The organism is Legionella stuttgartensis (assembly GCF_977063405.2).
The window spans coordinates 41,400-67,758 of sequence record NZ_CDRUHA020000093.1 but is presented as its reverse complement, the minus strand read 5'-3'; the positions used below and the strand labels follow the sequence as shown (position 1 = coordinate 67,758).

Here is a 26,359-nt window from a genome sequence, read left to right as displayed (position 1 = left end):
ACTGCTTTAACCGGACAGTTTTGTCGTTTCTTGTTGATGTTGTTGTTCTTCTTGTTTTTTCTTTCTTATTTGTTTAAATAGATTGGTCTTATCTACAAATACTGGTACCACTTCTGTTTTCATCTTTGAGGCAACCCTAGTCGATTCTTGCTCCGGTGCTGCGAAAAATGTAATCCCTTTTTTAATGAACTCTTCACATCTAGTTGAGAACAGATTAAGAAAATTCTGGTTTTTTTCTCGTGTTGCTATCTGTCGGGCATTATTTCCATCATTATCGACAGTCTCAGTTTGGACCTGACGTCCTTTGAGTAATTTCATTATTTCCAGTGCTGCCGGGTCGCTTCGTTGGGCCAGTAAATGTAATGTTGTTTCTCCCTTAGTATTTTTAGCATTAATATCTGCACCTTTTTCAATTAGAAACTTAGCCATGTGTAAACTTGTCTCTTGCTCTTCTTGAGAATCGCTAGATTTTGCGTAGAGTATCGCTAAATGTAAAGGGGGATAACCGCCACTCATTTTATTAATATTTTCCGCTAACGCTTCTGCGTTACGTCTTTGACTCCAGATATCAATTTCGCCTCGTTTAATGTCTTGATGTAAAGGGGTGTCCTGTTCACTGGAGTGCCATTGGTATTTCTCAGCATCTCTGCGGGATTTTAATTGAACTTCCATAGACGCTATATCTTCCTTTAATATCTCAATTAATCCCATCATCTCTAGTTGTAGTTTAACTACTTCCTGAGATGTTAGGGGGCGTATAATCCTATTCTCCGTTTTGTGTTTAGTCTCCTGCATCTCATTAAAAACTTTATCGGCGTTTTCTCGAACTCTTTTGTTGATCAGCTCCAGTTTACCTATCTCTACTTTTTTTATTTTAAGCGCTAATATTAGAGACTTATGTTTTGGTAATAATTGTTGTATTACTAAGCGCATTTCAAACATTATTTTCAGTGACTTGAGTTGGACTGAATCTTGTTTACGTGCTTTTTCTTCTACGGCTTTATAAATTTTTGCCTCTTTAACGTCGTCATTTCTTTTACCTGCCAGACTCCCTAAAACCCCCATAAGAGAACCATTTTCTTCTTGAAAAGACTCTGTGGCTAATGTGAGTGCAGATTTATTGCTTCTGTCTTTAATATAGACATCTGCATATTGACAAACCTCTTTAACTGCTTTTTCTTCCTTATTATTAATTAAAACATGTAAAAGATTATTCCCATTTTTATCTTTGGCATTGGCTAAGCGCGATTTAACCTGTAATGGGGCTGATTTTATTTCTCCTATCAATGCATCTCTTACTCTTTTATCATTAAAATCCATTGAACCAATATCTTTTATTTTGTTTTGAACGCTTACTTCCCTTTCTCTTGCTAACCTTTCCTTTTCTAATCTTTCTTTTGCTAATATTTCTTGCGTGTTAGGTTCATCATTATCTTCTGCCAACTCCGCATTGCCATCTACTGTCGAAGTTTTCTCTGCCAATTCTGATGAGCCTAGCGCCTTCTGGGTTGGAGAGGTTATTAATCCCTCTTTGACGAATATGGGATATATTTCCTTATTCTCTATAGACGATATTTCCGCCAGAAACTGTTTTCCTTTTTCTGTTGCAAAAGTTTGTTTGTCAACATTGGCTCCAGAAAGAATCAGTAATCGAACTGCATGAAGATGATCATTCTCTAATGCTAATTGCAGTGGTGTCTTACCCTCGGCATTTTCCTTATTAATCGGGTTACTTACAAAAAAATCAATTGGATTACTCACAAATTGGCTCAATAAGCTTTTATCCTGGTTGGTTAATTCTTTAATTCGATGAATATCTCCATTCTTCGCAGCCAGGTGAAAAATATTATTTCCAGCATGATCCTGTTTACTTAAATCAAATCGAGCTCCTTCTTCCTTTAACCTTTGAATAATGAGTTCAAAACTGTTTCTTTTCTCTCTTTTATTAGGTTCTTCAGCCTCGGAGTATTTTTTATAGGCGATGAACAACAGATTATTAAATTGAACAGTAGCTTGAGTGTGAGCATTTCTACGTATTAAATCATCTATTAATAAATTCACAACCATTACTTTTCCCTGGAAAACGGCTGAGTCTAAAGGGGTATACCCGGAAGTGTTAGGAAGATTCCACTCCAAATTTTTAGTTTTTAAATCACTGAGTAATAGGTCAACTATCCCAAGATTTCCTTTTGAAACAGCTATATGTAAAGGGGTATTCCCTTTATGATTTTTAAAATTACTATTCTGATCCTTAAGATTATCCAACAACAACTTAACTATTTCAGGTTTGTTCCCTAAAGCGGCAAAATGTAAGGGGGTATTACCGTCTTTATTTTTAGAGTGCCATAGCTCGTTGTTGCTTAACAACAATTTTGCAGTTCCAACTTCCCCTTTATGAGCGGCAAAATGTAGCGCATTATTACCGTTAGAGTTGGGGGCATTAAGATGAGTACAGTGTTCTATAATTAGTTTAATTTGGTCTAGATTACCTGTTTCAGCACTTGATTGGAGGTGTAGAAGAAATTTCTTGTTTCCCATTTGAGTAAGATCAATACCTTCTTTTTCCTTCCCATGTGCTTCAATGAGCAGCTCTGTGAATGTTCTTACTTTGTCACTTTCTAACAAGACTATTTTTTTCTGAGTTTCACTTACTCTCCTGGTAAAATCTTCTACAACGGTTTCTGTTCTTTCTAACTCATCTCCAAGTGTTTCCCTTTCCTTTGTATGCTCAGATATTTGCTCAAGAACTTTCACATATTGAGTTTCTTCTATAAAAATAAGATCAGGAATATACTGGCGCAATGAATCATTTTGCTGCTGCAAATTTTTCAACCCACTATATGCACCTTGCAGAGAAATAAAATCTGTGATTGGAGCTTCACTAGAGGCAATTTCTTTTGCTTCTTTTTTTATTGCTTGCAAACTAGATTCTAGATTGCCTAGTTTTTTATTTGTATCTAAAAGAGTTTCTCTTTCCGTTTGACAGGCTTTTAACCGATCACCAAAAAACCAGCGGATAATGGGTAATCCATACCAAAAGATAGAAGTACCCAGACTATCTATCTTCTCCCTATTACTCTTGGAAACTAACTGGATAGTGCTCGCTTTACTGTCTATTGCAGAGATTTGATTTTGTAGAGATGATTTTAAATCCTTCCAATTTTCATCTTGCTTCGTTGATAAACGCTTTATCTCTTCCTCACAAGTTTCCACTTTTTTTTCTATTTCTTGTTGTTCACTTTTTGCAGATTCGCTCTCTTTAAGTAAACTAGCCTGAGCTACTTTGGTTTTCTCAATGCTTGAATTGACTTGTTGACTCAAATTCTCCAAATGTTTTCTTAAATGCAGTAAAGTATCTTGCATCTGGAATCTCTGAGAGAGCTTAAGCAGTTCCTCTGAAAGCTTTGCTATTTTTTCCCTTTTTTCAGCTAGGTCCTTTGATGGGTCAAAAGAACGTAATACTTCTTTAAATTTACGCGCAGCTTCTTCAAAAGCTGCATTGACACCGTCTAACTCATCAAATATTTTTATAGCATCGTCTAAATCTTGCGAATTATCGAGTAAATTATTTTCTTTTAAAAAGTTAAGTCTTTCCTTGTGTTGTGCTTTTACAATTTCTAATTGGGCTAAGGCGTTTTCCTGAGCAGAATAAAATTCTCTATAATTTTGTTCAATTTCTTCATGTTTTTTATTTACTACCTTATTTTCGTTCTCTGCCTGCGAACTCAGGTGTGCAACTCGTTGAGAAAATTCTACAATGCGGCTATTTATCTGTTGATATCTTGACTGACTTAATTTCACCGCCTCTAAACTCTTATCGAGCAAGATTTCGCCTAATTTTTTAAAATTACTTAAGTCCTCTCCAGAATATATCTTCTCTGCTTCCTCAAAATATTTAAGGTGGACTTGCTCTTTTTGTTTTTCCTCTAATAAAAGTTTTTCAATATTTTTTAATTCTGCTTCAAGTTCCTGCACCTCTTTACCGTATTTTTTAAGGTTCTCTAAATTTATTCTGATATCCGCCGGTATTTCTATGTTTCTTATTTCCTTTTCAATTGCACTTATATTTTTATTATTACTTTCAACTTGTTCCTGGACTATATCTCCAATTTGCATCAACACTACGGGACGAGCTAATTTTTCCAAGCTGGAAAGATGATTGGCTGAATTTGCTTTTTTTAATTCCTTGATTAAAATCAGATAATTTTGTCGTAGAACAAGGGTTTTTTTTAAATCTATAGGTGAGACATTTTTTAATTTTTCAATCATTAAATCAAGGTAGTCGCCTTTTAAAGATTTATTTTTTGCCAGCAAACCCCGAGTAATGAGCGCACACGCACTCAGACTCATATTTATCAAAAGCGTAGATTTGAATTCCGATGTATCCCTTAGTTTTATTTGTTGGGACAAATTCCTCCTCATCTGTTGCAGTTGCTCAGTGTAAGCGGGACTATTACCAACATTCGATTGATAACCTTTCAATATCGTGTTTAATTTTTGGCAATATTCTCTGGAGGGATTGTTAAAGATTAAATAGCTACTCAAGAGCTCACCCATGAGTTTTACAATTGCATTTTTTTTATCCTCTCCCATCATTCCATTTAGATAAGCCAGGAGGAATTGAAGTTCCTCTTCTGGTGTTTCAAGTTTAGAGGAGTCTGCAATAACAGCATTAAACTCTTCTCGATTAGAATCATTTAAGACGCTTTGAAGTCGTTGTTCTACTATTTTACTAAACATAAATATAATCTCTAAATTGAGTCAATGAGGATAATTATTGTTCTAATTAAGGTGTAATTATACATTCAGTTTATTAAGTTAACATTAATAGGAAGTTTTTCTGATTTAAGGAGTGTGTCGGAAGTTTCTTGTTACCTAATGAAAGTACTTTCCTTTTTTTCGTTCATACATAGTTATGATTAATAATTTATGACTTATTCGTAGAAGCCTTCAGTTCTTATTGTCCAGTTCTGACTCGGTGCAGCGTTGATTCATATGGGTGGAATTTTGAAAATTACAGAGTTCGTGTTGAGGTCCTCTGCGGCTGATTATAGCTTCCTCCTTAAATGGAAATGAGCTAAATAGTCAGTGTCCCCGTAATTGGGAAAGAGCCATTAAATGGCGCGCTCGGAGGGACTCGAACCCTCGACACCTTGGTTCAGTTTTAAATTTGTTATAGAGCAATATCTTGTGATGCGTCAAATTCACAAATTACTTTACAGCGTAGTCTAGTCACAATTGAGATACGTTTGATTAAGCAGTTCTGAGTTGGTCGAATGGGTTCTAAAATCAAAAGTAATTCATTGATAATATTATTAAACATAGCAAACATTACACCAATGAATGTTAAAAAATTATCATTATTTCGAGCGTTGACTGTGCTTCTAATGCGTTGCAAAATATTTTCGAAATAAAAAAATGCCCATTCATTTAAAAGAGCTAAGATAAATATCTTCGAAATCCTCAGGGATTTCTTTTTTTGATTTTTTTTCTTTGTCTTTTCAATGCGGGTTTGCTAGAGCGCTAAGTCTTAATCTAATTGGTGGAGATATATCGATGGCAAAACAACGGTTTATATATTTTATTTTACACTTTATTTTGGTCTTCCCAGGATATAGTTTAAATCTAGACTCTCTTCTCCCTGATGAACAAAATACAGTACAAGTTTTTCATGATGCATCACCTAAAGTAGTTTATGTTCACAGATGGGCGACGGTAACTAACCCTTCACTTGAAAAAATGGAAGTTAAAGATGGAGCCGGTTCTGGAATTATTTGGGATAACAACGGGTATATTGTTACGAATTATCACGTTATTAAGGGAGCGGATAAGCTAGCAATTACGCTGGGAAAAATGACAGTCCCTGCAAAAGTGGTTGGAGCAGAGCCTCGTAAAGACATTGCTGTTTTAAAGATTGACTCACCGCAAGCCCTGGTTTTATTAAAGCAATTTACGCCATTTCAAATAGTGCATCTTAATGATCTCATTGTGGGCCAAAAAGCGATTGCAATTGGTAATCCTTATGGCTTGGATCATAGCTTATCTAAAGGAGTTATTTCTGCTTTGGGTAGGAAAGTTCCTGGGATCGGTGGGGTTACGATTCGGAACATGATTCAAACAGATACTCCAATTAATCCTGGTAACTCTGGCGGCCCGTTATTGAACAGTGCTGGGCAGTTAGTTGGCATGAACACAATGATTTACTCTACATCGGGTTCATCTGCTGGTATTGGTTTTGCTGTGCCAGCTGATGATATTGAACGTATCGTAACGCAAATTATTAAAAACGGGCGAGTGGTATTGTCTGGCATAGGTATTCAAAGTGCTCCATCTACGATTGCACGTCAATTGGGTATAAATAAAGGGATTTTGATTGCAGATGTTTTACCTAATACCCCTGCTGCTGAGGCACATTTAAGAGGTACTTATCGAGATGATTGGGGACGAATCGTAGTAGGTGATATTATCGTAGCACTTAATGGTCACCCAGTTCGTAACTATGATGCGTTATATAATATGCTTACGGAAATAAAAGTAGGGGATCAAGTCACTGTATCCATTGTGCGTGGTACTAAGCAAATGGACGTACAAATGAATACTATAGATATAGCGGGAGTTTAGGTGCTATAAAGTATCCATTTTTTACAGCTTGTTCACTCTCTTTTTCGTGTTATGCAGGGTATGATCGTTGGTGGGAAGCAAGAAAACTATGGGGCGAGGTTGGTTTCCCATACATGCTCTCTGTTATTAGCTGCTTATCGAATCTTTACGGGAATAACAGTTTTGTGCCAATTCAAAATTTAAGCAAGCCTTGATGCAACTTAGCGTAAATCAAGGCTCCGCTTGCTAATCTTAAGTCCAAAAATTACTTTGGATTAAGTCAAAATGACTCGGAGGACAGCTCATCCCTATTGCTCCCGAACTTGAAGGGTTAAAACTAGATAGAAATGAGAACAAACTCGATCGATTTTGAGCATTTGAAACTGGTTCACCCATTGCTTTATAGGGAGCAGGGTCAGGGTGGTACTCATCAATGTGCTGATAGAGCTCTTTTTTATCGTCAACATTAAAGATGTCTTGTAATTGTGATGGTCTAGGAAAAGCCCATAGTTTTTTCGGATAAGCCTGGTATTGTTCTTTAATCATTCGCGTCAGCTCATTTACACTATAGGACGAAATTAAGCCGTCCGCACGGAGTCCTTTCATTAACTCACGCATCATATGAAGCTCATGTCCCATAAATGGAGACCAATGATGTTGTCTTGGAATGAATATCAATTCAGGTTGTAAATCTTTATGAAACTTGGGAACCATTTGTGAGAAAAAGCCTGCATGCATTTTTTTCTGAATAAAATTTAATCCTTCATCTAATTGAGGAGCATAGGCAGCCAATATAATCGTCGCAGATTCAATATTTATTGCCTTGACACAATTAGAAGCATGCGCAACAACCGAACTTGGCAAAAGATTGGTATAATTTCCAGGAACTGGCTGCTCAGCAACAATTCGCACAGGAACTACTATGCCTGAAGACTGTTGCAATTTGTTTAATTCATTGCCAATTTCAAAGGTAGTAACTGCACCGCGGCTGTATCCAACCAAAGATATTTTATCAATTGGTTTCGTTGCGGATTCCTGAGTATTCCATTTAATCCCTACCTTAAGCTGCGTCAGATCTTTGGCACTTAAGAATAATTGCCCATTCTCGGTGCGAAAGACTGTTTTAGTAAATCGCGCAGCAAATTTGGAAAGATCAGGATCAGCTGTACTGTTGCAGACTTCAGGATGATCGCAACCATTTACAAAAACGGTTGTGACTTTATCGCTAACCTCTCTTAAGTAAGGAGCCGCGAGGTTTTCAAAGGAGGTTCCAGGGTTCCCTGTTCCGCAAAAATAGATTACGAGATGGGTAGTATCCGAACGAGTAGTATTATCAAAACGTGTTTGCATAAAATTGTCTCCAAATTATTAATTTGCATGAATAAGTTTGAAGGATAGACATGAAGGATAAATTAAAATCATTGTAAAAAAAGGAAATCACTCTATTCTTAGATGGAATAAGTCATATCTAAATAAGAAGAATTAAACTTACAAATTATAAGTCGATATTCCTTTTTTTATGATTTAAGTCAATTTAGGGTGTTGTATTAGGTTAAATAACTTAAATAATTTGTAACTTTATCGCTCATTTTTGTAGAACTGTTTTTTATTGATGCTAATATAATAAATTATTATATGCATCTATAGATGTTTTCTTAAGATGTTAGTTACACTAATAGCTTGAGCTCATATGAATAGCAACGAATTAAAATCTTTTTTAATGGTTTATGAGTATCGCTCTTTTTCACTTGCAGCAAAGCGTTTGTATGTTACTCAATCAGCGGTAAGCAAACGCATCAGTAATTTGGAGAATGAGTTCAAAGTCAAATTATTTGAAACGAGAGGGGGAATGATTTTTCCCACCATGGAAGGACAGTTACTCATACCGTATGCTCGGTTGCTTCTGCATACCATGTACAATGCTGCTGATAATTTAAGAAATCCCGAGCTTGAAGAAATACCGATATTTCTTGGTACTTCAACTTTTCCATCTTTAAAATTTTTGCCACTATTTATCGATTATTTGATTACAAATCAAATCAATTTCCCCAATTTGCACATTAAACAGATGACGAAGCAAGAGCTTATTCCGGGGTTACAAAATGGGTTGATTGATCTGGCTCTAACCACTGAAGATCTAATGGTTGATAGTGCAATTATAAGCAATCAACTTGATGAAGAGGATATTATCATTGTTGTATCACCTAAACATGAATTAGCAAATGAAAAAAACATTGATTTAAAGAAGCTTGCTCAATATCCGTGTATCTTGACTGAACGAGGGTTTTCCATTCGTGATAATTTAGAACGAATTTTTTCCAAGCATGAATTACCACTTCTAGTAGGTCATGAGCTATTTTCTTTAGATGCAATACAAAAATTGGTAAAAACAAGTTTAGGTTGGAGCGCATTGCCAAAGCAATATTGTGATGAGGGGTTGATAAATTTAGAAATAAACGATTACTCTGAAAAAATAAAATTGTGTTGGTACTGTCACAAGAATCGTGCCGACTCTAGAATAATACAGTATGTAGGAGAATTGTTGAAACAATCACTTCATTACATCCATTCTCAATAGGTCAGTTTATATTTTGCTTATTTGTTTGGTAATTTAGTCAAGTGCATGATGGCTTACATGATATAATATATGTTAGTAAAAAATAATAATAAATAACATTACTTACAAGTAAACTATTTTTGCACTAAAAACATCCGCTCATTTTTAAGGAGCCACTGTATATTGATTTAGACAAGACAATATTTGGCAAATATATTTTCCACTCAGTGTATTACACCTTTGCCTGCAGACGCTAATGCGAATCATTACAGGATGAATTTTAATGAAAATTATTAATCTTATTTTGCTTTGCTTTGTACTTGTATTTCGAGTACCACAAGCTTGTGGAACAACCGTACAGGAAGCAGCAAATATTACCCCACAGATACAGAATATTAAGGAAGGTAATTATATTATTCCTCAATACTTATTTAAAAATGGTCAAAGTTTAAAAAACCTTAAAATTCACTATGTTACTATGGGAACAGCAAAAAAGAATCGGCTAGGGGAGATTGAAAATGCAGTGTTATTCTTACATTGGACGGGGGGAAGTGGCAGCGAAATGTTTAAACGTTTCGAGAAAACACTTTTGGCTCCCGGACAGCCCTTTGATGCACAGAACTATTTTCTAATTTTTCCTGATAATATTGGCCAAGGACAATCAAGCAAACCAAGTGACGGCCTGCGCATGAAATTCCCGAATTATAGTTATCAAGACATGGTCGAATTACAACACCGATTAATCACGCAACATTTAAAAATATCACATCTAAAAATGATAGTTGGAACCTCAATGGGAGGTATGCACAGTTGGATGTGGAGTGAATTATATCCGCAATTAATGGATGGGATTATGGCGATAGTCTGTCTTCCTAAAGCAGTTGATGGACGAAATTTACTGTGGCGACAAATAGTGGTGGAAAGTATAAAAAAGGATCCTTCTTGGCAAAACGGAAGTTATAAAAGTTCTCCTTATGGAATCAAGGCAGTGTGGCCTTTCGTAGCGATGATGGTGGATGGAGTACCACATATGCAACATACCCTGTCTAATGCAAAACAAACGACCAATTACATTCACTCAGCAATGGATGGGAGTACAAAACAAGATGCTAATGACATTATTTACGTTATGGAAGCATCAAGAGACTATAATCCAGAGCCCCACTTATCGACTATACAAACCAAAGTATTTGCACTGGATTTCACGGATGATGCTTTGGATTCACCTGAATTTTATCGAATGCCTCAATTAATTAAAAAAGTAAAACAGGGTCAATGGATTCTGCAAAAAGGAACAGCTGACTCGCATGGCCATTTCACTCTGCTTTACCCGGAATTATGGGTAAATCAAGCAAAGCGTTTTGTGCAATGGATTAATCAGGGTCAAACGCCAAACTCTGTCGAGTAGCCACCCCGCATTGTTATTAGAGGGCTGAATCAAAAGGTTAAACCTCGAATACACCGAACGCCGCTGGGATCACCTTTATTGCCTTGGACTTGTGTGCTGATGTCGCCGGAAGGCTTTGTTGCTTAACGGCAGAAAACTCCAAAAACCTAAAGTGTCATGATTTTATTACTGCACTATAACATCAATATGACTCGATTATCAGTGAGCAGGGTGTAAAACTATCAGGTGGCCAGCAGCAACGTATTGCAATTGCAAGGGCTATTTTAAAAAAAAGCCCCGATTCTATTGTTTGATGAGGCAACTTCCGCATTAGATTCGGCCACAGAACTTGCAATACAGGAGGCATTGAATACTTTGTTGGTTGATAAGACCGCTTTAATGGTTAGATTCCTTTTTAAGAACAAAAAAACTTTATTTTGATTTTCCCAGGATATGGTTTAAATCTAGACTCTCCTCTTCCTGATGAACAAAATACAGTACAAGTTTTTCATGATGCATCACCTAAAGTAGTTGTGTTCACAGATGGGCGACGGCCAATTAATCCTGGTAACTCTGGCGGCCCCTTATTGAACAGTGCTGGGCAGTTAGTTGGCATATACAATGATTTACTCTCCATCGGGTTCATCTGCTGGTATTGGTTTTGCTGTGCCAGCTGATGATATTGAACGTATCGTAACGCAAATTATTAAAAACGGGCGAGTGGTATGTCTGGCATAGGTATTCAAAGTGCTCCATCTACGATTGCACGTCAATTAGGTATAACTAAAGGGATCTTGATTGCAGATGTTTTACCTAATACCCCAGCTGCTGAGGCGCATTTAAGAGCTACTTATCGAGATGATTGGGGACGAATCGTAGTAGGTGATATTATCGTAGCACTTAATGGTCAACCAGTTCGTAACTATGATGCGTTATATAATATGCTTACGGAAATAAAAGTAGGGGATCAAGTCACTGTTTCCATTGTACGTGGTACTAAGCAAATGGATGTACAAATGAATACTATAGATATAGCGGGAGTTTAGGCTGTAAACGTACCCATTTTTTACAGCTTGTACACTATCTCTAAAACCGACGAGAGATCCTCGGTTTCTATGGTTTGCTCCCTAAAGGGCTATAGTCCGATCTAATAAGAACTAAGTTCGAAGTCAAAGCTTAATGTAGAAAACACTTAAAATTCGACCGTTTCTTTTGATTCATCAAATGAATCAAGGAAACCTTAATGTATTACATACTTGTTTTATCATATCAAAGAAAAGCTCCGGCCACTTAAAATTTGATTCATGGTGTATTTAGTTAATATCAATCTACATGGTATATAGGTCTAAAATAGGGTGCACAGGGATAATCGATTTAGGTCTAAATGAAACCATCACGACCCTATTTTTAGATGATCTCAAAACACGAGTCTAGGAGATGCTATGAATACCATACGAGCTGGGTCATATCAATTGTGCGCAATAAAAGGGGCTTGTGATGACGCTCAGTTGTAAATTCGTTATAAATCAATACATTGTGAAGTGTCAAATTCAATAGAACTGCCTAAAACTGCCTATTACAGCCACAGTGGAGACAAGTTTTTGTCACAGTTCAATAACTGTCTTTTTCTCGTCCATAAATGCTGCAGATTACTTTTTATGGATAAAATGGTTTGATATTAAAGGTAAAAATGCATAGGACAATCTGTCTGCTGGGCAAAGCTTTAATATATTAAAAACTAGTATAAATTATCGATGACGTCCGCGTGAGGTGTATTTCTCTTTGGCCATAGTTACTTTTAATGGACGGCCTTCCATCATTTTCCCATTCATATCTAAAGAGGATTGAGCTTCTTGTTGGGAACTAAAGGTTATAAAGCCAAAACCTTTGATGTGGCCAGTAAAGCGATCTTTGATTAAAAGAAGCTCGTCTATCTTTCCATATTTTGAAAATTCTGCTTGTAACGTTTCTTCAGTAACTCCAAAGTGTAAGTTGCCTACATAAACTTTATTTTGCCTCACCGTCGTTTCCTCAAAGTAACCACTACAAACTACAGAGAGATATAGTGGCTAAATAATATTAACTACTTAAATTAAAGAGCTATTATATTTTGTGCTTGAAGGCCTTTTGCTCCTTGTGTCACAATGAATTGTACTCGCTGACCTTCTGTGAGGGTTTTGAAGCCAGAACTTAAAATTTCTTTAAAGTGAGCAAATACATCTGGCCCGGAATCTTGCTCAATAAAACCAAACCCTTTTGATTCGTTAAACCATTTAACGATTCCGTTTACTGTTTTAGACATAAGTAATCCTTATATTTATTATAATGCCTGCATAGGCGAATTTAGCCGGAAACCGGTCAAGAATTAAAAACTACAGAGCGAGGGATTAAATGAATAAAACGACGATTTGGAGAGTATAAAATAGACATTTTCTAGCTGAGACTAGGTTACTACTCTTTAAGGTTAAAAGTCAATCTTATTTATGTTAAAGGAGTGCATAAACATTTTATTTTTATTCTTAATTGTTGTGCGCTTATACACTTTATATCGAGATAAAATGTTTACCTATACCGCAAAAATATATTTTGATGACATCAAAATTAAACGCTCCTGGGAATAATTTAGACCCTCTTTTTATTTGGTGCCAACCCAACACGATGGAGAATTTGGTAATTTCAATGGTCAAATTACTGACAACAAAACACATCTGATTGAAAAAGAATTTCGAACCAGTCCCTATTAGTGTGCTCTTAAATTACCTCAATCTTAAGGATGCTATTCCTCAACATATATAGGAATTTTTTGAGCGTTTTCTTTTACTACTTTTAAAAAAACCTGACGACTTTCTTTATCAGAGAAACTATTAATGCTAATTAATTTTTGAGTACATGATGCACAGAGATGATAGCAAAGGAATTTTCCATTTTTAGCTCGAGATTTACCTCTTAATGAAAAATCATTTTTAATTTCTAAACAATAATGGCACGTTTGGTAGCTCATAGATATCCTATAGAAATAGCTAATTGCTCCTAATGACTATGAGGTAATATAAAGAAATTGCAGGATAAAAATGAATTTCCCTTGATAGGCAATAAGAAGAAAATAGATGGAAAAAAAATATACCAATGAAGATGGTAACATTTTATTGACAAACAATATATATAATGAATATCTATAGGGACTAGGCAGTGCTTTTAGTCACTTCAGATTGGCTGATATAAAGCTCAAGAGCTATGCTTTTCAACTCAATTTTTCTTTATTATTATTTTTCCGAAGCACTGATAACTTAAAAAAATCTATCTCAACATAATTCCAGCTTATTGAGTTAAGATCGTCTAAGTTGTACCAGTCTTCCGCCCGTCCAGGTATTTAATTATACAATGATTAATCTGCATGAGTAGCTCAAAAATTGAATACAGAAAAACTGGTCTATCCTAATCAAAAATCAAATAAGTTTTATATCGACTTTATTGGGGTCAGTCCAAATATCATTTAATCCCCTATAACATTCTTTACTTGGGTGTAGTTGTCCTCGGTTTCTTCCAAAATTCGAAAAAATGTTTTGCTCCACTAATTTCACTCTAGCGTCCTCTTCATTATTAGCCCAAGTATCCTGGCCATTTTCAAGAAGGTTTTCATAACCACCGATATCTTTAATTATTTTTATTGTTTCCTTATCCATTACTCGTAATCTATAATGATTCATTTTTAGCTCCCTAAGGTTAATCTACTTCTCTTGTATTCTTCTATATTAGTTCATTTTTAGATGGGCTAGCACTTGATGAGCAGTTGGATAGATTTAGAAAAATAAAATTAAATGGCGCGCTCGGAGGGACTCGAACCCCCGACACCTTGGTTCGAAGCCTGATACTCAATAATAGAAAACATTATAAATCAACAACTTACGATGCATCAAATCATCGAATTACTGCCTAGAACTGCCACAAATACACTACAAACGGTCACTGTTACGGCACGATTTCGTCACTGTTGTGTCAGGCAGCGCTAGGCAGTCCCAATCAATATTTCCCTGTGCGACATACAGCCACATTAGAGTCCTATTGTTGATTATTAGTATTTTGATTAGACTGACTCTGAATGGTATAATCTCTTATTACCTGAGTTAATAAAAATACAAAACGCGTATTTGAATTTGAGAGTGGTTGCGCTATAATATGATTAACCATGCCCGTCACGCCTCTCAACGATGCGCACCACGACGGGTTATTTTTTTATGGCTGAAAAGAGTTATACGAAACCTGCACTTACTGTTAGTCAACAGCTGGAGTTTTTAATTTCTCAGGGTTTGCAGATTGAGGATCAAAAACTAGCTATTCGTGCATTGGAAACAGTAAGTTATTATCGCTTATCATCCTATCTTTTGCCTTTTAAGCAATCCCACAATGCAAAGAACCCTCGCCAATTTAAAGAAAACGCTACATTTGAACAAGTTTGGCAGCTTTATCAATTTGACAGAGAGCTAAGGTTACTTGTTGCTGATGCAATTGAAAAAATAGAGGTGGCATTTCGAGCGGCATTAACCAATGTGACAAGTATCCGATTTAATCCTTTTTGGTATGTAGAACGAAATTATTTTAAGGCTAAAGCTGGTGCAAATAGAGAAAGAGATTTTTTTGATGATTATCTAAAAACAATTAAAACGATTAGTACCAATAAGCAGGAACTATTTATTCAACATTATCATAAGAATTATGATAAACCATATTTTCCACCAATTTGGATGATGGTTGAGGCACTCTCCTTTGGTGTCTGTTCTAAGATGTTTAATAATATCCAGTCGAAAGATGTGCGTAATGAGATTGCTTCTTTTTTAGGTCAGCATACAACTGTAATTGAATCTTGGATAAAAAGTTTAACCTATACAAGGAACCTCTGTGCTCATCATTCAAGATTATGGAATAGATGGCTTGTTATTCCTCCGCTAATACCTAAGAATGCGCCTATTAAAACCCATATTGATGGTAACTATCGTTTTCAATTAATCGCTTTTATCATAGATCAATTATTAGAAACAATTGCACCTGAATCTAATTGGAAAATAAAGCTCTTTGAGCTATTTGAAAGAAATGAGCAGTTTCCAGGAATTGAAATGGGATTTATAAATAATTGGCGGGATGATCCAATATGGCATTGTTGAATAAATCAAAATTAGGCAACATTTCACCTAACCGGATTGGTTTTACTTCACTTTCACAGAGAATGGCATACCCAGTGAAGTGATTCGGTTTAAAGCACGCGTAGCAATCCCACCTTCTGTTTTTTGCTGAGGTAATTCCCTTGCTTTCATGGCTGTCCCCATGACTTTTTTGTAACGCAAAATAGCCAACTCTATATGGCTGCGCAAACCATAATTGTTTTTCTTTTGCCATACCATACACCCCACGTCCTGCAAAAGGCAAAAATGATCGTCGCGCTGAGTGTTCGCTTTCCAGCTAATCACGGCAACTGATGGAGGAGGAATGACGTTCTTTGCATCGGGCTGTTTCGTCAGTATAGCCTCATTAAAAGCAAAGCTTGTTTCTTTAATTGCTTTTCCAGGAGAATTATGAAATTCAGCATTATCTACAATCAAGCTCTTGTCTGTTCCTTGAAATCGACCCGCTTGAATCCATGCATCTGGAAATATTTTGGCTCTGTCCTTACCAAATAATATTAACCCTGAAACTGTAGGTACTTTTTTGCCTTGATAATCCATTAAGATAACGACCGTTTCTAGATCTTTCTTATTGATCTTCCTAATTTTTTCGAATTGCTCTAAAGCAGCTCTGAAGTCTATCGCTTCGGAGTTCAATGCAGTTAAGGGTTGCTCATCAAAAGTTTGATTGCTGACTATGCGATTTAACTCTTTAATCATTTCTGTGTCAGCTTTTCTATTTGTGGTTCCAGCACGAATATATACTCCTTCTTCTGGTCCTGATTTTTTTATAATAATGATGTCTAGTCTAGCTTGGGAAGACACGAACAATTAAAAGATAAATATCCCGCCATAGAATAGTATCTATTTCGGGAAAAATGTGTGGGGCAATTGATCGCTAATAAGAATGGCAACTTTTTCTCTGATGTTTTTTGTTCTAAAATAAAAACGTAGATACCAAAAAGCTTGTCCATTGAGTCAATTGGTATTTCGAGATCTCTGGATCTTCCAGTTCAACCGCTGTAAATCGACGTTCTATAAAGTCAAGAATAAAAACTTGAGGATTGAATCTTAGGGTGGTTTGTATTTGGGGCAAAATATAATTTGGATTTTCTATTAAGGAGGTGGTTTTTAAGCCACCCCTTAGAATAATTTATGCTGCACTACGTCCTTTATGGGTATCAACGACAGGAAAGTCGATGTCCGTCTTGAATGCTTCGTTGAAGTAGTTAGTGAAAGTGTTCATCGCTACATGCGCTAAAATTTCAACCATTTCTTCATCACTAAATCCAGCTTCACGGACAGTCTTGATGTCGAACTCACTCACCCCACCACGACGTTCAATCAGTTGAGTAGCAAAATTGAGAGCCACTTGTGTTTTCTTATCAGACGATTTTCCTGAGAGGTTTTCTTTAAGTTCATCTTTATTAATCCCTGCTTTTTCTCCAAGATAGGTATGAGCGGATGCGCAGTAGTTACAGCCATTATAACCTGCTGAGACCAATGCGATTTGTTCGCGTAGTTTAGGGTTAAGAGCACCTTTGCTAAGAGAGGTCATAATCCCAATGTAGGCTTCCAGTGCCGCTGGTGAGTTGGCAAATGTGCTGAATAGATTTAATTCAGTGCCCATAGCTTTTTTTGTGCCTTCTAGTAGCTCTTTGGCTTTGCCTTGTGCGTTAGCGATAGAGATTTTTTTAATACGTTGCACGATACTTCTCCTTATTTTTGGATAGATTGGAATACGACAGTATCCTCTTGCCCTTTATATTTGTAGCAGACCATATAACTTACGTCAAGGAAATTGACAGTTGTTCGGAATTCTGTTGTTCGGAATTCTGACTATACTTAAGATTAGAGCATTAATCAGTGAGAAACCACCATGAAGCGTATTATCAAAGGTTTGTTATTTTTTTTCATGAGTGTTGCCTCTTTGACAGCCTATGCAGAACAAGCCTATAAACGACCTTCAGATGCTGTCATCAAACAAAAATTATCAACAATTCAATATAATGTTACTCAACAACAGGGTACAGAATCCCCGTTTAATAATGCTTATTGGAATAATGAAGAGCAGGGTATTTATGTTGATGTTGTTACCGGTGAACCATTATTTATTTCGCTCGATAAATATGACTCTAAGACTGGCTGGCCGAGTTTTACCAAACCGCTAGAACCTGGAAACATAATATATAAAGATGATAGCAGCATGTTTACTAGTCGGACTGAAGTGATTTCCAAACATGGAAAATCACATTTGGGGCATGTTTTTGATGACGGCCCTCCGCCCACCAATAAACGTTTTTGCATGAATTCTGCGGCGCTGGAATTTATTCCAGTCAAGGATCTGCAGAAAAGAGGTTATGGTAAGTATTTGCCACTATTCAAAAATGCAGGAAAATAACGTGAAGTAATATGCCAAGTTTATGGCTCACAACAAGATTTGCCTTTGATAAACAGAGCTTAGGCAGTTGAGTGGTTTTGCCTGGTTTTTGCAATTTATCAATTAATCAGCTACCTTTAAGCTGGATAATATTATCAACAGGGAGCTTAAAATGGACAAGCGAAGTTTAATTATAGCAGCTGCAGCCGCGGCTTTATTTACCTCTGGCGTAAATGCAGCAGCAAGCCAAGAGACTAACTCAGGTAGTAATACTACTATGATGAAGTCAGAAAAAAACAGTTGTAAGGGGCATAATAGCTGTAAAGGCACTAACAAATGTAAAGGGACTAATAATTGTAAGGGTACAAATAAGTGTAAAACTAGCCATAATAGTTGTAAAGGCACTAATAAATGCAAGGGCACTAACAGTTGTAAGGGTACGAACAGCTGCAAAGGTAGTAGCAATTGTAAAAGCAACCACAAATGTAAATCATAATCTGTATTGATATAACTATTGATGTCTTGAATGAGGCATCAATACTCATAGGAACTACCGCCAGGATGGTACAATCGATGGAGAAGAGTCAAGAGGTTCGCATACCCTATCCACCTCTAGGTATGGGGCTTGGTCTTAGAACAGAACATTATCAATATATTTTAGAACATGTACCAACAATCGATTGGTTTGAAATTCTTACGGAAAATTACTTGGTTGATGGAGGAAATCCACTTTATTATTTAGATAAGATTCGCGAACATTATCCTATGGTTATGCATGGGGTTTCTTTATCAATCGGAAGTTCAGATCCACTAAATAGTGACTACTTAAGCAAAGTTAAAAAACTAGCTGACCGAATAGAGCCAAAATGGATTTCCGATCACTTGTGCTGGACTGGTGTACATCAACGAAATATGCATGATCTATTACCCCTTCCTTATACTGAGAAAATGATTAGCCATATTGTTGAACGGGTCAAAAGTGTACAAGATTTCTATCAACGGCAACTAGTATTAGAAAACGTTTCCAGCTATATCACTTATAAACAATCTGAAATGACTGAGTGGGAGTTTTTATCTGAAATAGCCAATCGAGCAGATTGTTTCATTTTATTGGATATTAATAATATCTATGTAAGCGCTTTTAATCATGGTTTTGATTCAGAAACTTATCTAAACCATATTCCAGTAAACCGGGTCCAACAATTTCATTTAGCAGGCCATATGAATTGTGGTGAATATATTATTGATACACACGATCACCCAGTTATCAAAGAAGTCTGGGAGCTATATGCTAAAGCGATTAACCGATTTGGTGATATTTCAACCATGATTGAACGAGATGACCATATTCCAACATTTGAAGAACTATGGCAGGAATTAGACTATGCAAAAAAAATCAAGCAAACAAGCTTGTCCAAAGCAAAAGTGAGCTTAGTGCATGAAACCATCTGATGATCTCTATATATTATTACAAAACTCTATTTTGAGCGATGAACCGCTTATTGAACCCTATTTACAACTGCCACCAAAAGGTTGTATTGCTGACAGAATAGCGATATACACTGATGGATTTTATAGCAGGCTTGAAGAAACACTATTAAGTGATTATCAAACGTTAGCAGTATTAATGGGTCAAGATGAGTTCAGTCAAATGTGTCAAGATTATGTGGGATTATACCCCTCATACAGCTATTCTCTTAATTTTTTTGGTCAACACCTAAGTAAATTTCTGTCTGAAAAACCACCCTATAATAAAAGGCCGCATTTAGGAGAAATTGCATCCTACGAATGGGCTGAAGCGCAGGCGTTTACAGCAGCTGACGCAACGCTACTTACAACAACGGAGTTACATCTTGTGCCTGGAAGCGAATGGCCTGACATGAAATTTTATCTTCATCCATCTTGTCATTTATTATCAATGCATTGGAACAGTTTTGACCTCATTAAAGCATCAAGAAATGGTTACAAGCATCCTCCTCGTCCTAAAAAAATGGCTCATTCACAATCTTTAGTCATTTGGCGCCGCCAACTTCAAATAAGATATTATCTACTGGATAAGTTAGAGCTAAATATGTTAAAGGCAATCCAAAACAAGGCTTCTTTCATAGAAATTTGTGAACAATTAATCTATGAAATGAAGGATGAGAAAGCGGCAAGCTATTTGGTAAAAAAATTGTATGTTTGGCTTGAGGAACAATTGTTTGTCCATCAATTGAATCCTTTTGTCTAAAACACTATTATGCCTCGTTTCTAGTCATTCATTAAAATCATTGGTTTTTTCTATCTGTATTTCTTTTTCTTAATGGAGGTAATAAGTAAATTATTTGCTCTAAAAGTAAAAAAGGACCATACTCAATTGGACAGCACAGAGAATTTATTTCGTGCTCCTACAAGGAAGGATACATGGACAAATCCTCAAAACCATCAGGCAAGCGCTCCATAAAAGCTGAAATGATTTAATTCAACTATTAATGCTTTTCTACTAATGGTCGCCAGGCTGCCTAAATGTGTGTAATTAAAAGTAGCATTGGATGGTTTATTATAAACAAGAGCCGCAATTTTTTTGCAACAAAAGCGCCGCTTTGTTTTGCGGCAGGTGCAAGTCCAGGGAAAGTTTTTCCGTGCCACTTCAATGTAAAAAGATTTAAATATGGTTAACACTTTTATAAGGATAGCAGCGATGAAAAAACTTAACTCATTGTATATAGCGCAATTAATATTTATTTTTATGATGCCAGTTCTTGCCTGGGCTTCAGATATTTCCTACAGTTTGGTGGGTATTCAGGGGTATGATCCTGTGTCTTATTTTCAACAAGGTGGGCCTGTACGTGGTAGCGGAAACTACACGGAATATTATGAAGGTGTGAGTTATATTTTTTCTAATCAAGAGAACAAAAAAACATTTCTTGCAAATCCTGAAAAATATCTTCCCGCTTATGGAGGATATTGCGCGTATGGCGTATCCGTTGGGAGCAAAATAGTGAGTGATCCTTTAGCTTGGAGAATTGTGGATGGAACACTGTATCTAAATTTAAACAGCAAAACACAAGATGTTTGGGCAAAAAATATACCTGGCAACATAAAGAAGGCAAATATTAATTGGCCAAAAATTAAAGGCATCGACCCTAAAGACTTATAATAAGTTGCACTGTTTTAATATAATCCTCCTCCCCACTTAGTTTGCATCCGGATTTGTTTTGCGGTTCGAATTAAGAAGTTTGGAAGGGGAAATGATGTAATGAGTATGTATTCATTAAGTAAAGATTCGGGAAATTGTGGTGATTAATACAGACTCTATAGCCTTTAAACAGACTACCGTCAGCGGTAAGCCAGTAATCGTGGCTGGGAAAGCCTTGACATCTTTTAATATTCACCTAAACTTTTCATTAAAACGTTGAGCTTAATATATCGATAATATCATGTTCATTAGCTGAAGAAGGAATATGAAAGAAAAAAAAAGGAGTAAAACAAGTAAATACCTTAGTAATTTAGTTTTAATTCTTGCTCTCTCCATGATGGTTAGCTCAGCTGTGATTTCATATTTCTTTATCAGACAAAATGAGCTGCTTATATCTTCTTTGAAAATGCAAGCGCAGAACAAACAAATTCTCATTAAAGATGTATGGAACAATATAGTAAAAAAAGAAACCAGAGCTGATATCGCGATACTTCTGTCTGTTTTACCTGTAAAAGATGAGGTCGAAGTTCAGGTCATTAAAAAAGACTATTTGAGAGACTTTTCTGAGTTAACAGGAACATCAAGTACAGCGGATATTGTCAAAGAGGTTAAAAAGGAAATTGAGCGTTATGGTGAATATATTGATAATTTATATCTTGATCAAGTGACTATTCAAAATAAAGCAACTGCAATCGAAGGTAGTAATAAATTGTATTCTGAAATAGCGTTCTTTCTACAAATATTTAGCGTTGTATTGATTATTTTAAGGAAGGATTTTACAGAATAATAATAGTCTCAACGATGGATCTTAATCCCAAGTTACTCCTTAACATGAAAATTTATAAACTTGTTTAACCTTGACAGCGAATTGATCGGTGCTACATTTAAAGGATAACATATCGGATAGTCCTGAAATAATATGATTATTTTCCAATACCATGTTATGTAACTGTTATATTAATAAAGGAGCATTAAAATGATAAAAAGCGGAATTTTTACAGCAGTTGCAGCAGCGATAACTTTAACAACTAGTGTTGCATTTGCTGAAGGTGAAATGGAGAAATGTAGCGTTGTTAAAGATGGCAAGGGATTAATTAAGGAAAACAAAGCAGATTGCAAAGGTTCTTCCCACTCCTGTGCTGGACAAAATAAAGCAGGTGATTCTGAATCGTGGATCTTAGTACCAAAAGGTCAATGTGATAAAATAAATGCGGGTGATTTTAGCGCTGTTGGGCAAGACATTAAAGATAAAATAGAAGTTGCAAATTAATCGATTCGTATATTATGACTTTGAACCCGCTAATAGGTATTGGACTTCGGTACCCTCATTACACACAAGTTCTAGAGGAGCGACCTTCGATTGGCTGGTTTGAAGTTCATAGCGAAAATTTCTTCTCCAACCGCGGAAATGAGATAAAAGCTCTTTTAAATATTTCCGAATATTATCCGATAAGCCTTCATGGTGTTGGGCTATCTTTGGGTTCATCCGATGGTATCTCCAAAGTCCATTTGGATCGTCTATCGAATCTTGTTCATCAGGTGCAGCCTAAATTTGTTTCTGAGCATCTTTCATGGGGACATGTTGGTGGCATACACATGCCTGATTTACTTCCAGTGCCTTATACAGAAGAAAGTTTTAACACCTTTAAGCGTAGTATATCGATAGCACAGGATTTTTTAAAACGAGAAATTCTTATTGAGAACCCATCTTCCTATATAGAATATAAGTCATCCAGGCTCCATGAATCCGATTTTTTGGTGGAGCTTTGCAATCAAACAGGTGCCAAGATTCTGCTCGATGTGAATAACCTATTCATCTCATCCTGGAATCACGGATGGAATACCAAAGAGTACATTGATTCTATTCCATTTAATTTAGTAAAAGAAATTCATATTGCTGGTCATTCCATAAAAGAATTGTCAAACGATAGTACTCTGCGTATAGATACTCACAATAATTATGTGTGTGATGAGGTGTGGGCTCTATACGATTATACTGTTCAAAGATTTGGCCCTATACCAACTTTACTTGAATGGGATGCAGACATCCCTTCTCTCAATATTTTAATTGAGGAAGCTTCAAAATGCGAGTCATACCTCTCGTCTTACAAAGTTAATAGGGGGGTAGCAAATGCATGAATTACTTAAGTTACAACAGTCTTTTTATCGAAATGTCTTTAAAAAAGACGATGATTTAAGTTTTATAAGCTCGGATTTCTCCCAAGAACGGCTAGATGTTTATCGTCAGACTATTTTTGAAAATATGATCAATGCTTTGAGGATTACTTATCCAGGCGTTTGGAAATTAATCGGCAATGAGTGTGCCAATAGTGTTGCCTATACTTATTGCAAAAAGGATAAGTACTTACCAAAGACAGGCTGGCTTGATGATTTTGGTGGAGATTTCCCTGACTTTCTATCCACATTACAGCAACTGTCTGAGTTGCCCTATTTAAGTGATTATGCCCACTATGAATGGCTCAAACATTTGGCGTATGGGGCTGTAGACTCTAAGTCCATTTCTCCTCAAGATTTAATGACCATCCCCGAAGAGGAAATAGATCATATCAAACTGAATTTTTGTCCTTCAGTTTGTATTTTTCAGTCCAAATACCCGTTGTTTGATATTCATGATACCATTGAGAATTGTAGTTCAAAAGCAATTACCCTTAAGACAGAAGCAGCTTATGGTGTTATTGGCTGTAAGGAAAACGAAATACATACCTATTGGATTGCCGAAGATCAGTGGCATTTCATAAAGAAATTATTTGAAGGTGCAAAGCTTTTAGAGAGCGTCCAGTATGCACAAACAATCAATCAAAATTTTGACTTAACTTCAGCAGTTGCTTTTGTGTTACAGGAGCAGCTGGTCGACAATATCATTAAAACCGGAGGCAATAATGCTCAATAATTCGGTAGAGACTTCTATAAATAAGCCGTTCATTTCTAAAATCATTCAGATTTATCTATTAGTTACAAAGGTTTTGGAGAAAATTGCCCTTCCTGTGCTTGTTTTATTCATGCGCTTTTGGATGGCTAAAATCTTCTGGTATTCTGGCATGACTAAAATATCAAACTGGCAGTCGACCGTCTTCTTGTTTAGGGAAGAGTATAAAGTTCCTTTTGTGCCTCCAGAAATTACTGCTTGTCTTGCAACCTCTTTTGAGCTCGCTTGCCCTGTACTTCTTATCTTTGGGTTTGCAACAAGACTTGCAACATTGCCTTTACTGGCTATGACCGCTGTCATTCAGTTTACCTATCTCGATTTAATAGACCATCGTTACTGGGCTATGCTGCTTGCTTTGATTTTATTTTATGGCCCGGGTTCACTATCTCTTGACCACTTAATTTCTAAGAAATTTGGATTATTGGCATCTTCGCGTGGCGATGTTGCCTAAATCAAATTTGGTGTGCATAATGCTTCTGAGTATAATAAGTCCAGCGATCTCAATAATTCTTTTTCTAATAGATTGCCCGCTCAGAAAAAGTAAATACTTTGAACAGATTTATGCAGGGTAAAAAAATAATTGTTTTATCACCCGAGTTTATAAAGTATTAAACTAATGTTTAACACCGCAAGGAAAAAAGTGCAGAAAACGTCAGAACCATTCCCCGCACACGAAATTTGAAATGCTTTTTATTATAAATAAAAGCATAAGCATGAAGAATTCTTCCCAGAATAAAAAATAATGCCAAGATGAATAGAATTACCCAATGGGCTTGATTTGCTTCAGCGCAAAGCATCAATATCAATGCAACCCGTATTTAGGGTATGCGTTCGGGGAAATACGGGTTGAATTATCTGATAAAGCCAAAAGGGTGTTTGCCGAGGAAGCAGAAAATGTGTTTATGACCCATGAGCTTCTTGGTCAAGGTTTAGAAAGCAGGGTAAATTACCCTGAGAATACAATCGGATTAAATTATGGAAGAGATATATAATTCATTTAACTCTAGTGAATTTTATTTTCAACAAGTTAATATGGTGATAAGGGAATCACCTGGTTGTAGGATTATCAAAGTACGAATCAATTTGAAAATCGTTATTGGGAGTTATTGAAAAAAAGTGGCTTAACTGGGGTGTACAAATTTGCTTGATTACATCACTAGGCATTTAACCCCAAAAGGACGCTCACATTGCCTTTCCCTTTTTTCTTAGCCTGATAGAGTGCTAAATCTGCTCTAGCAATTAAATCGTCAATATTCGTATCCTTTTTATCTACTAATGTTGCACCGATGCTTACACTGGTTTTGATGTCTTGATTATTTGATATGGCAGTTATAATTGAATCCGCTTTAATTTTTAATGCATCGCTATCTACTCCATGAACCAGTACTATAAACTCATCTCCACCGAATCGACATAAATAATCTGTCTGTCGAATATTACTGAGACATATAGATGAAATTAACTTTAACTGTTCATCACCCTCTAAATGCCCAAATGTATCATTAATATGTTTAAAGCTATCAACATCAATGACCATAATCGCAAAGTTTAGGTTGCTCCTGAGATGATTAGCAAAAGATACAGCAGCAACATCATAAAAGCGATTTCGATTAATTGCGCCTGTGAGATGATCTTTATTTGCAAGTTCGTATAAGTTATTCTGCGAGATTTTTTGTTGGGTAATATCTCTCTCTATCGCACCAAAATAGGAAACTTCGCCCTTATCATCGAATAGTGGAACTACTGAAAAATCCAACCAATATTCTCGGCCATCTTTAGTATAGTTAAGAAGTTCAACACGAACAGGCTTTTTAAGAACCAGTGATCTTTTTATGCGTCTTAGCGTATTTTTATCAGTATTTGAGCCCTGCAGTATGCGAGGCGTTTGACCAATCGCTTCTTCTTTAGTAAAGCCAGTTAGATTCTCAAAAGCTTTATTTACATACTGAATTATAGGGTTGTCTATATTGTTATCTGTAATTAGAACAACGTCACTTGTTGAGTCTAAAAGTTTTGCTTTATATTGGTTTAGATCGTCCATAGAAATTTGTTGTCCATATGTTTTCACGGCTCTTCCGTATTTTTAATGTAATGTTATTATGCATAGATTTCGAAGCCTTGTGTAATCCTCCCTTATAATTGGACCAGTCAAAA

General features: G+C 36.1%; 25 protein-coding genes and 1 pseudogene. 15 read left to right on the top strand and 11 right to left on the bottom strand.

The features are described 5' to 3' along the window. Window positions 1–6 precede the first annotated feature (6 nt). On the bottom strand, window positions 7–4,740 hold the full coding sequence (locus ACWTEW_RS30520; RefSeq protein ID WP_454781726.1) for an ankyrin repeat domain-containing protein: 4,734 nt from the start codon (window positions 4,738–4,740) through the stop codon (window positions 7–9). An 816-nt stretch (window positions 4,741–5,556) separates the two neighbouring features. Here ACWTEW_RS30520 and ACWTEW_RS30515 point away from each other — a divergent pair. Beyond that, complete coding sequence (locus ACWTEW_RS30515; RefSeq protein ID WP_454781725.1) at window positions 5,557–6,621, top strand: S1C family serine protease; 1,065 nt, start codon at window positions 5,557–5,559, stop codon at window positions 6,619–6,621. Between the two features lie 231 nt (window positions 6,622–6,852). Here the strand turns inward: ACWTEW_RS30515 and ACWTEW_RS30510 are convergent, their stop codons facing one another. Next, window positions 6,853–7,950, bottom strand: coding sequence for a hypothetical protein (locus ACWTEW_RS30510; protein ID WP_454781724.1), 1,098 nt, complete (start codon window positions 7,948–7,950; stop codon window positions 6,853–6,855). A gap of 340 nt (window positions 7,951–8,290) precedes the next feature. Between ACWTEW_RS30510 and ACWTEW_RS30505 the strand changes: the two genes are divergently transcribed. The 4 genes and pseudogenes from ACWTEW_RS30505 to ACWTEW_RS30490 all read left to right on the top strand — a co-directional run bounded on the left by ACWTEW_RS30505 (window position 8,291) and on the right by ACWTEW_RS30490 (window position 11,590). Then, window positions 8,291–9,178, top strand: a complete 888-nt coding sequence (locus tag ACWTEW_RS30505; protein WP_454781723.1) for a LysR family transcriptional regulator — start codon at window positions 8,291–8,293, stop codon at window positions 9,176–9,178. Between the two features lie 262 nt (window positions 9,179–9,440). Continuing rightward, window positions 9,441–10,565 (top strand): alpha/beta fold hydrolase, encoded by a 1,125-nt coding sequence (locus ACWTEW_RS30500; protein WP_454781722.1) that lies wholly within the window; start codon window positions 9,441–9,443, stop codon window positions 10,563–10,565. Between the two features lie 194 nt (window positions 10,566–10,759). After that, on the top strand, window positions 10,760–10,858 hold the full coding sequence (locus tag ACWTEW_RS30495) for an ATP-binding cassette domain-containing protein (RefSeq protein ID WP_454782057.1): 99 nt from the start codon (window positions 10,760–10,762) through the stop codon (window positions 10,856–10,858). A gap of 219 nt (window positions 10,859–11,077) precedes the next feature. Beyond that, window positions 11,078–11,590: pseudogene (locus ACWTEW_RS30490) on the top strand (S1C family serine protease). A gap of 702 nt (window positions 11,591–12,292) precedes the next feature. On the opposite strand, the gene ACWTEW_RS30485 reads toward ACWTEW_RS30490, so the two are convergent. From ACWTEW_RS30485 to ACWTEW_RS30470, 4 genes are all read right to left on the bottom strand, one after another. Beyond that, window positions 12,293–12,565, bottom strand: a complete 273-nt coding sequence (locus ACWTEW_RS30485; RefSeq protein ID WP_454781721.1) for an RNA recognition motif domain-containing protein — start codon at window positions 12,563–12,565, stop codon at window positions 12,293–12,295. A 71-nt stretch (window positions 12,566–12,636) separates the two neighbouring features. Continuing rightward, window positions 12,637–12,846 carry a cold-shock protein gene (locus ACWTEW_RS30480; protein WP_454781720.1) on the bottom strand — a complete coding sequence of 70 codons (210 nt, stop codon included), beginning with the start codon at window positions 12,844–12,846 and terminating at the stop codon, window positions 12,637–12,639. Window positions 12,847–13,320: 474 nt separating this feature from the next. Beyond that, a complete protein-coding gene (locus ACWTEW_RS30475) occupies window positions 13,321–13,545 on the bottom strand; it encodes a hypothetical protein (RefSeq protein WP_454781719.1) in 225 nt (74 codons plus the stop codon). A gap of 445 nt (window positions 13,546–13,990) precedes the next feature. Further along, a complete protein-coding gene (locus ACWTEW_RS30470) occupies window positions 13,991–14,251 on the bottom strand; it encodes a hypothetical protein (RefSeq protein WP_454781718.1) in 261 nt (86 codons plus the stop codon). 528 nt (window positions 14,252–14,779) lie between these two features. On the opposite strand from ACWTEW_RS30470, the gene ACWTEW_RS30465 reads away from it, so the two are divergent. Then, on the top strand, window positions 14,780–15,703 hold the full coding sequence (locus tag ACWTEW_RS30465; RefSeq protein WP_165482904.1) for an Abi family protein: 924 nt from the start codon (window positions 14,780–14,782) through the stop codon (window positions 15,701–15,703). 42 nt (window positions 15,704–15,745) lie between these two features. Here ACWTEW_RS30465 and ACWTEW_RS30460 read toward each other — a convergent pair whose 3' ends face one another. Together ACWTEW_RS30460 and ACWTEW_RS30455 are read right to left on the bottom strand one after the other, a co-directional pair. Continuing rightward, a complete protein-coding gene (locus ACWTEW_RS30460) occupies window positions 15,746–16,525 on the bottom strand; it encodes a hypothetical protein (protein ID WP_242605416.1) in 780 nt (259 codons plus the stop codon). Between the two features lie 328 nt (window positions 16,526–16,853). Continuing rightward, window positions 16,854–17,408: a carboxymuconolactone decarboxylase family protein gene (locus ACWTEW_RS30455; RefSeq protein ID WP_131774959.1), complete on the bottom strand. Its 555-nt coding sequence runs from the start codon at window positions 17,406–17,408 to the stop codon at window positions 16,854–16,856. Between the two features lie 171 nt (window positions 17,409–17,579). Between ACWTEW_RS30455 and msrB the strand changes: the two genes are divergently transcribed. Further along, window positions 17,580–18,101, top strand: a complete 522-nt coding sequence (gene msrB / locus ACWTEW_RS30450; RefSeq protein ID WP_131774958.1) for a peptide-methionine (R)-S-oxide reductase MsrB — start codon at window positions 17,580–17,582, stop codon at window positions 18,099–18,101. A 102-nt stretch (window positions 18,102–18,203) separates the two neighbouring features. Here the strand turns inward: msrB and ACWTEW_RS30445 are convergent, their stop codons facing one another. After that, complete coding sequence (locus ACWTEW_RS30445; protein ID WP_265678076.1) at window positions 18,204–18,563, bottom strand: hypothetical protein; 360 nt, start codon at window positions 18,561–18,563, stop codon at window positions 18,204–18,206. 90 nt (window positions 18,564–18,653) lie between these two features. Here ACWTEW_RS30445 and bufB (ACWTEW_RS30440) point away from each other — a divergent pair, with 90 nt between their 5' ends. The 8 genes from bufB (ACWTEW_RS30440) to ACWTEW_RS30405 all read left to right on the top strand — a co-directional run bounded on the left by bufB (ACWTEW_RS30440) (window position 18,654) and on the right by ACWTEW_RS30405 (window position 24,656). Next, window positions 18,654–19,532 carry an MNIO family bufferin maturase gene (gene bufB / locus ACWTEW_RS30440; protein ID WP_131774956.1) on the top strand — a complete coding sequence of 293 codons (879 nt, stop codon included), beginning with the start codon at window positions 18,654–18,656 and terminating at the stop codon, window positions 19,530–19,532. Further along, the gene (locus tag ACWTEW_RS30435) at window positions 19,519–20,310 is read left to right on the top strand and encodes an HvfC/BufC N-terminal domain-containing protein (RefSeq protein WP_131774955.1); all 792 of its coding nucleotides are present in this window, start codon (window positions 19,519–19,521) and stop codon (window positions 20,308–20,310) included. The genes bufB (ACWTEW_RS30440) and ACWTEW_RS30435 overlap by 14 nt, the downstream gene beginning before the upstream one ends. A 450-nt stretch (window positions 20,311–20,760) precedes the next feature. After that, window positions 20,761–21,219, top strand: a complete 459-nt coding sequence (locus ACWTEW_RS30430) for a YHS domain-containing (seleno)protein (RefSeq protein WP_165482902.1) — start codon at window positions 20,761–20,763, stop codon at window positions 21,217–21,219. A 304-nt stretch (window positions 21,220–21,523) separates the two neighbouring features. Continuing rightward, window positions 21,524–22,045 (top strand): hypothetical protein, encoded by a 522-nt coding sequence (locus ACWTEW_RS30425; protein ID WP_131774953.1) that lies wholly within the window; start codon window positions 21,524–21,526, stop codon window positions 22,043–22,045. Between the two features lie 189 nt (window positions 22,046–22,234). Further along, the gene (bufA1, locus tag ACWTEW_RS30420; protein ID WP_061489742.1) at window positions 22,235–22,528 is read left to right on the top strand and encodes a BufA1 family periplasmic bufferin-type metallophore; all 294 of its coding nucleotides are present in this window, start codon (window positions 22,235–22,237) and stop codon (window positions 22,526–22,528) included. A gap of 14 nt (window positions 22,529–22,542) precedes the next feature. Continuing rightward, the gene (gene bufB, locus ACWTEW_RS30415) at window positions 22,543–23,397 is read left to right on the top strand and encodes an MNIO family bufferin maturase (protein WP_131774952.1); all 855 of its coding nucleotides are present in this window, start codon (window positions 22,543–22,545) and stop codon (window positions 23,395–23,397) included. Next, window positions 23,390–24,169 (top strand): HvfC/BufC N-terminal domain-containing protein, encoded by a 780-nt coding sequence (locus ACWTEW_RS30410; protein ID WP_131774951.1) that lies wholly within the window; start codon window positions 23,390–23,392, stop codon window positions 24,167–24,169. Before bufB (ACWTEW_RS30415) ends, ACWTEW_RS30410 begins: the two co-directional genes overlap by 8 nt. Beyond that, window positions 24,159–24,656, top strand: a complete 498-nt coding sequence (locus ACWTEW_RS30405; RefSeq protein WP_061489745.1) for a DoxX family protein — start codon at window positions 24,159–24,161, stop codon at window positions 24,654–24,656. The genes ACWTEW_RS30410 and ACWTEW_RS30405 overlap by 11 nt, the downstream gene beginning before the upstream one ends. A gap of 169 nt (window positions 24,657–24,825) precedes the next feature. Here ACWTEW_RS30405 and ACWTEW_RS30400 read toward each other — a convergent pair whose 3' ends face one another. Then, window positions 24,826–25,005, bottom strand: a complete 180-nt coding sequence (locus ACWTEW_RS30400) for an MAPEG family protein (RefSeq protein ID WP_341273503.1) — start codon at window positions 25,003–25,005, stop codon at window positions 24,826–24,828. A gap of 356 nt (window positions 25,006–25,361) precedes the next feature. Beyond that, complete coding sequence (locus ACWTEW_RS30395; RefSeq protein WP_131774949.1) at window positions 25,362–26,273, bottom strand: sensor domain-containing diguanylate cyclase; 912 nt, start codon at window positions 26,271–26,273, stop codon at window positions 25,362–25,364. Window positions 26,274–26,359 lie beyond the last annotated feature (86 nt).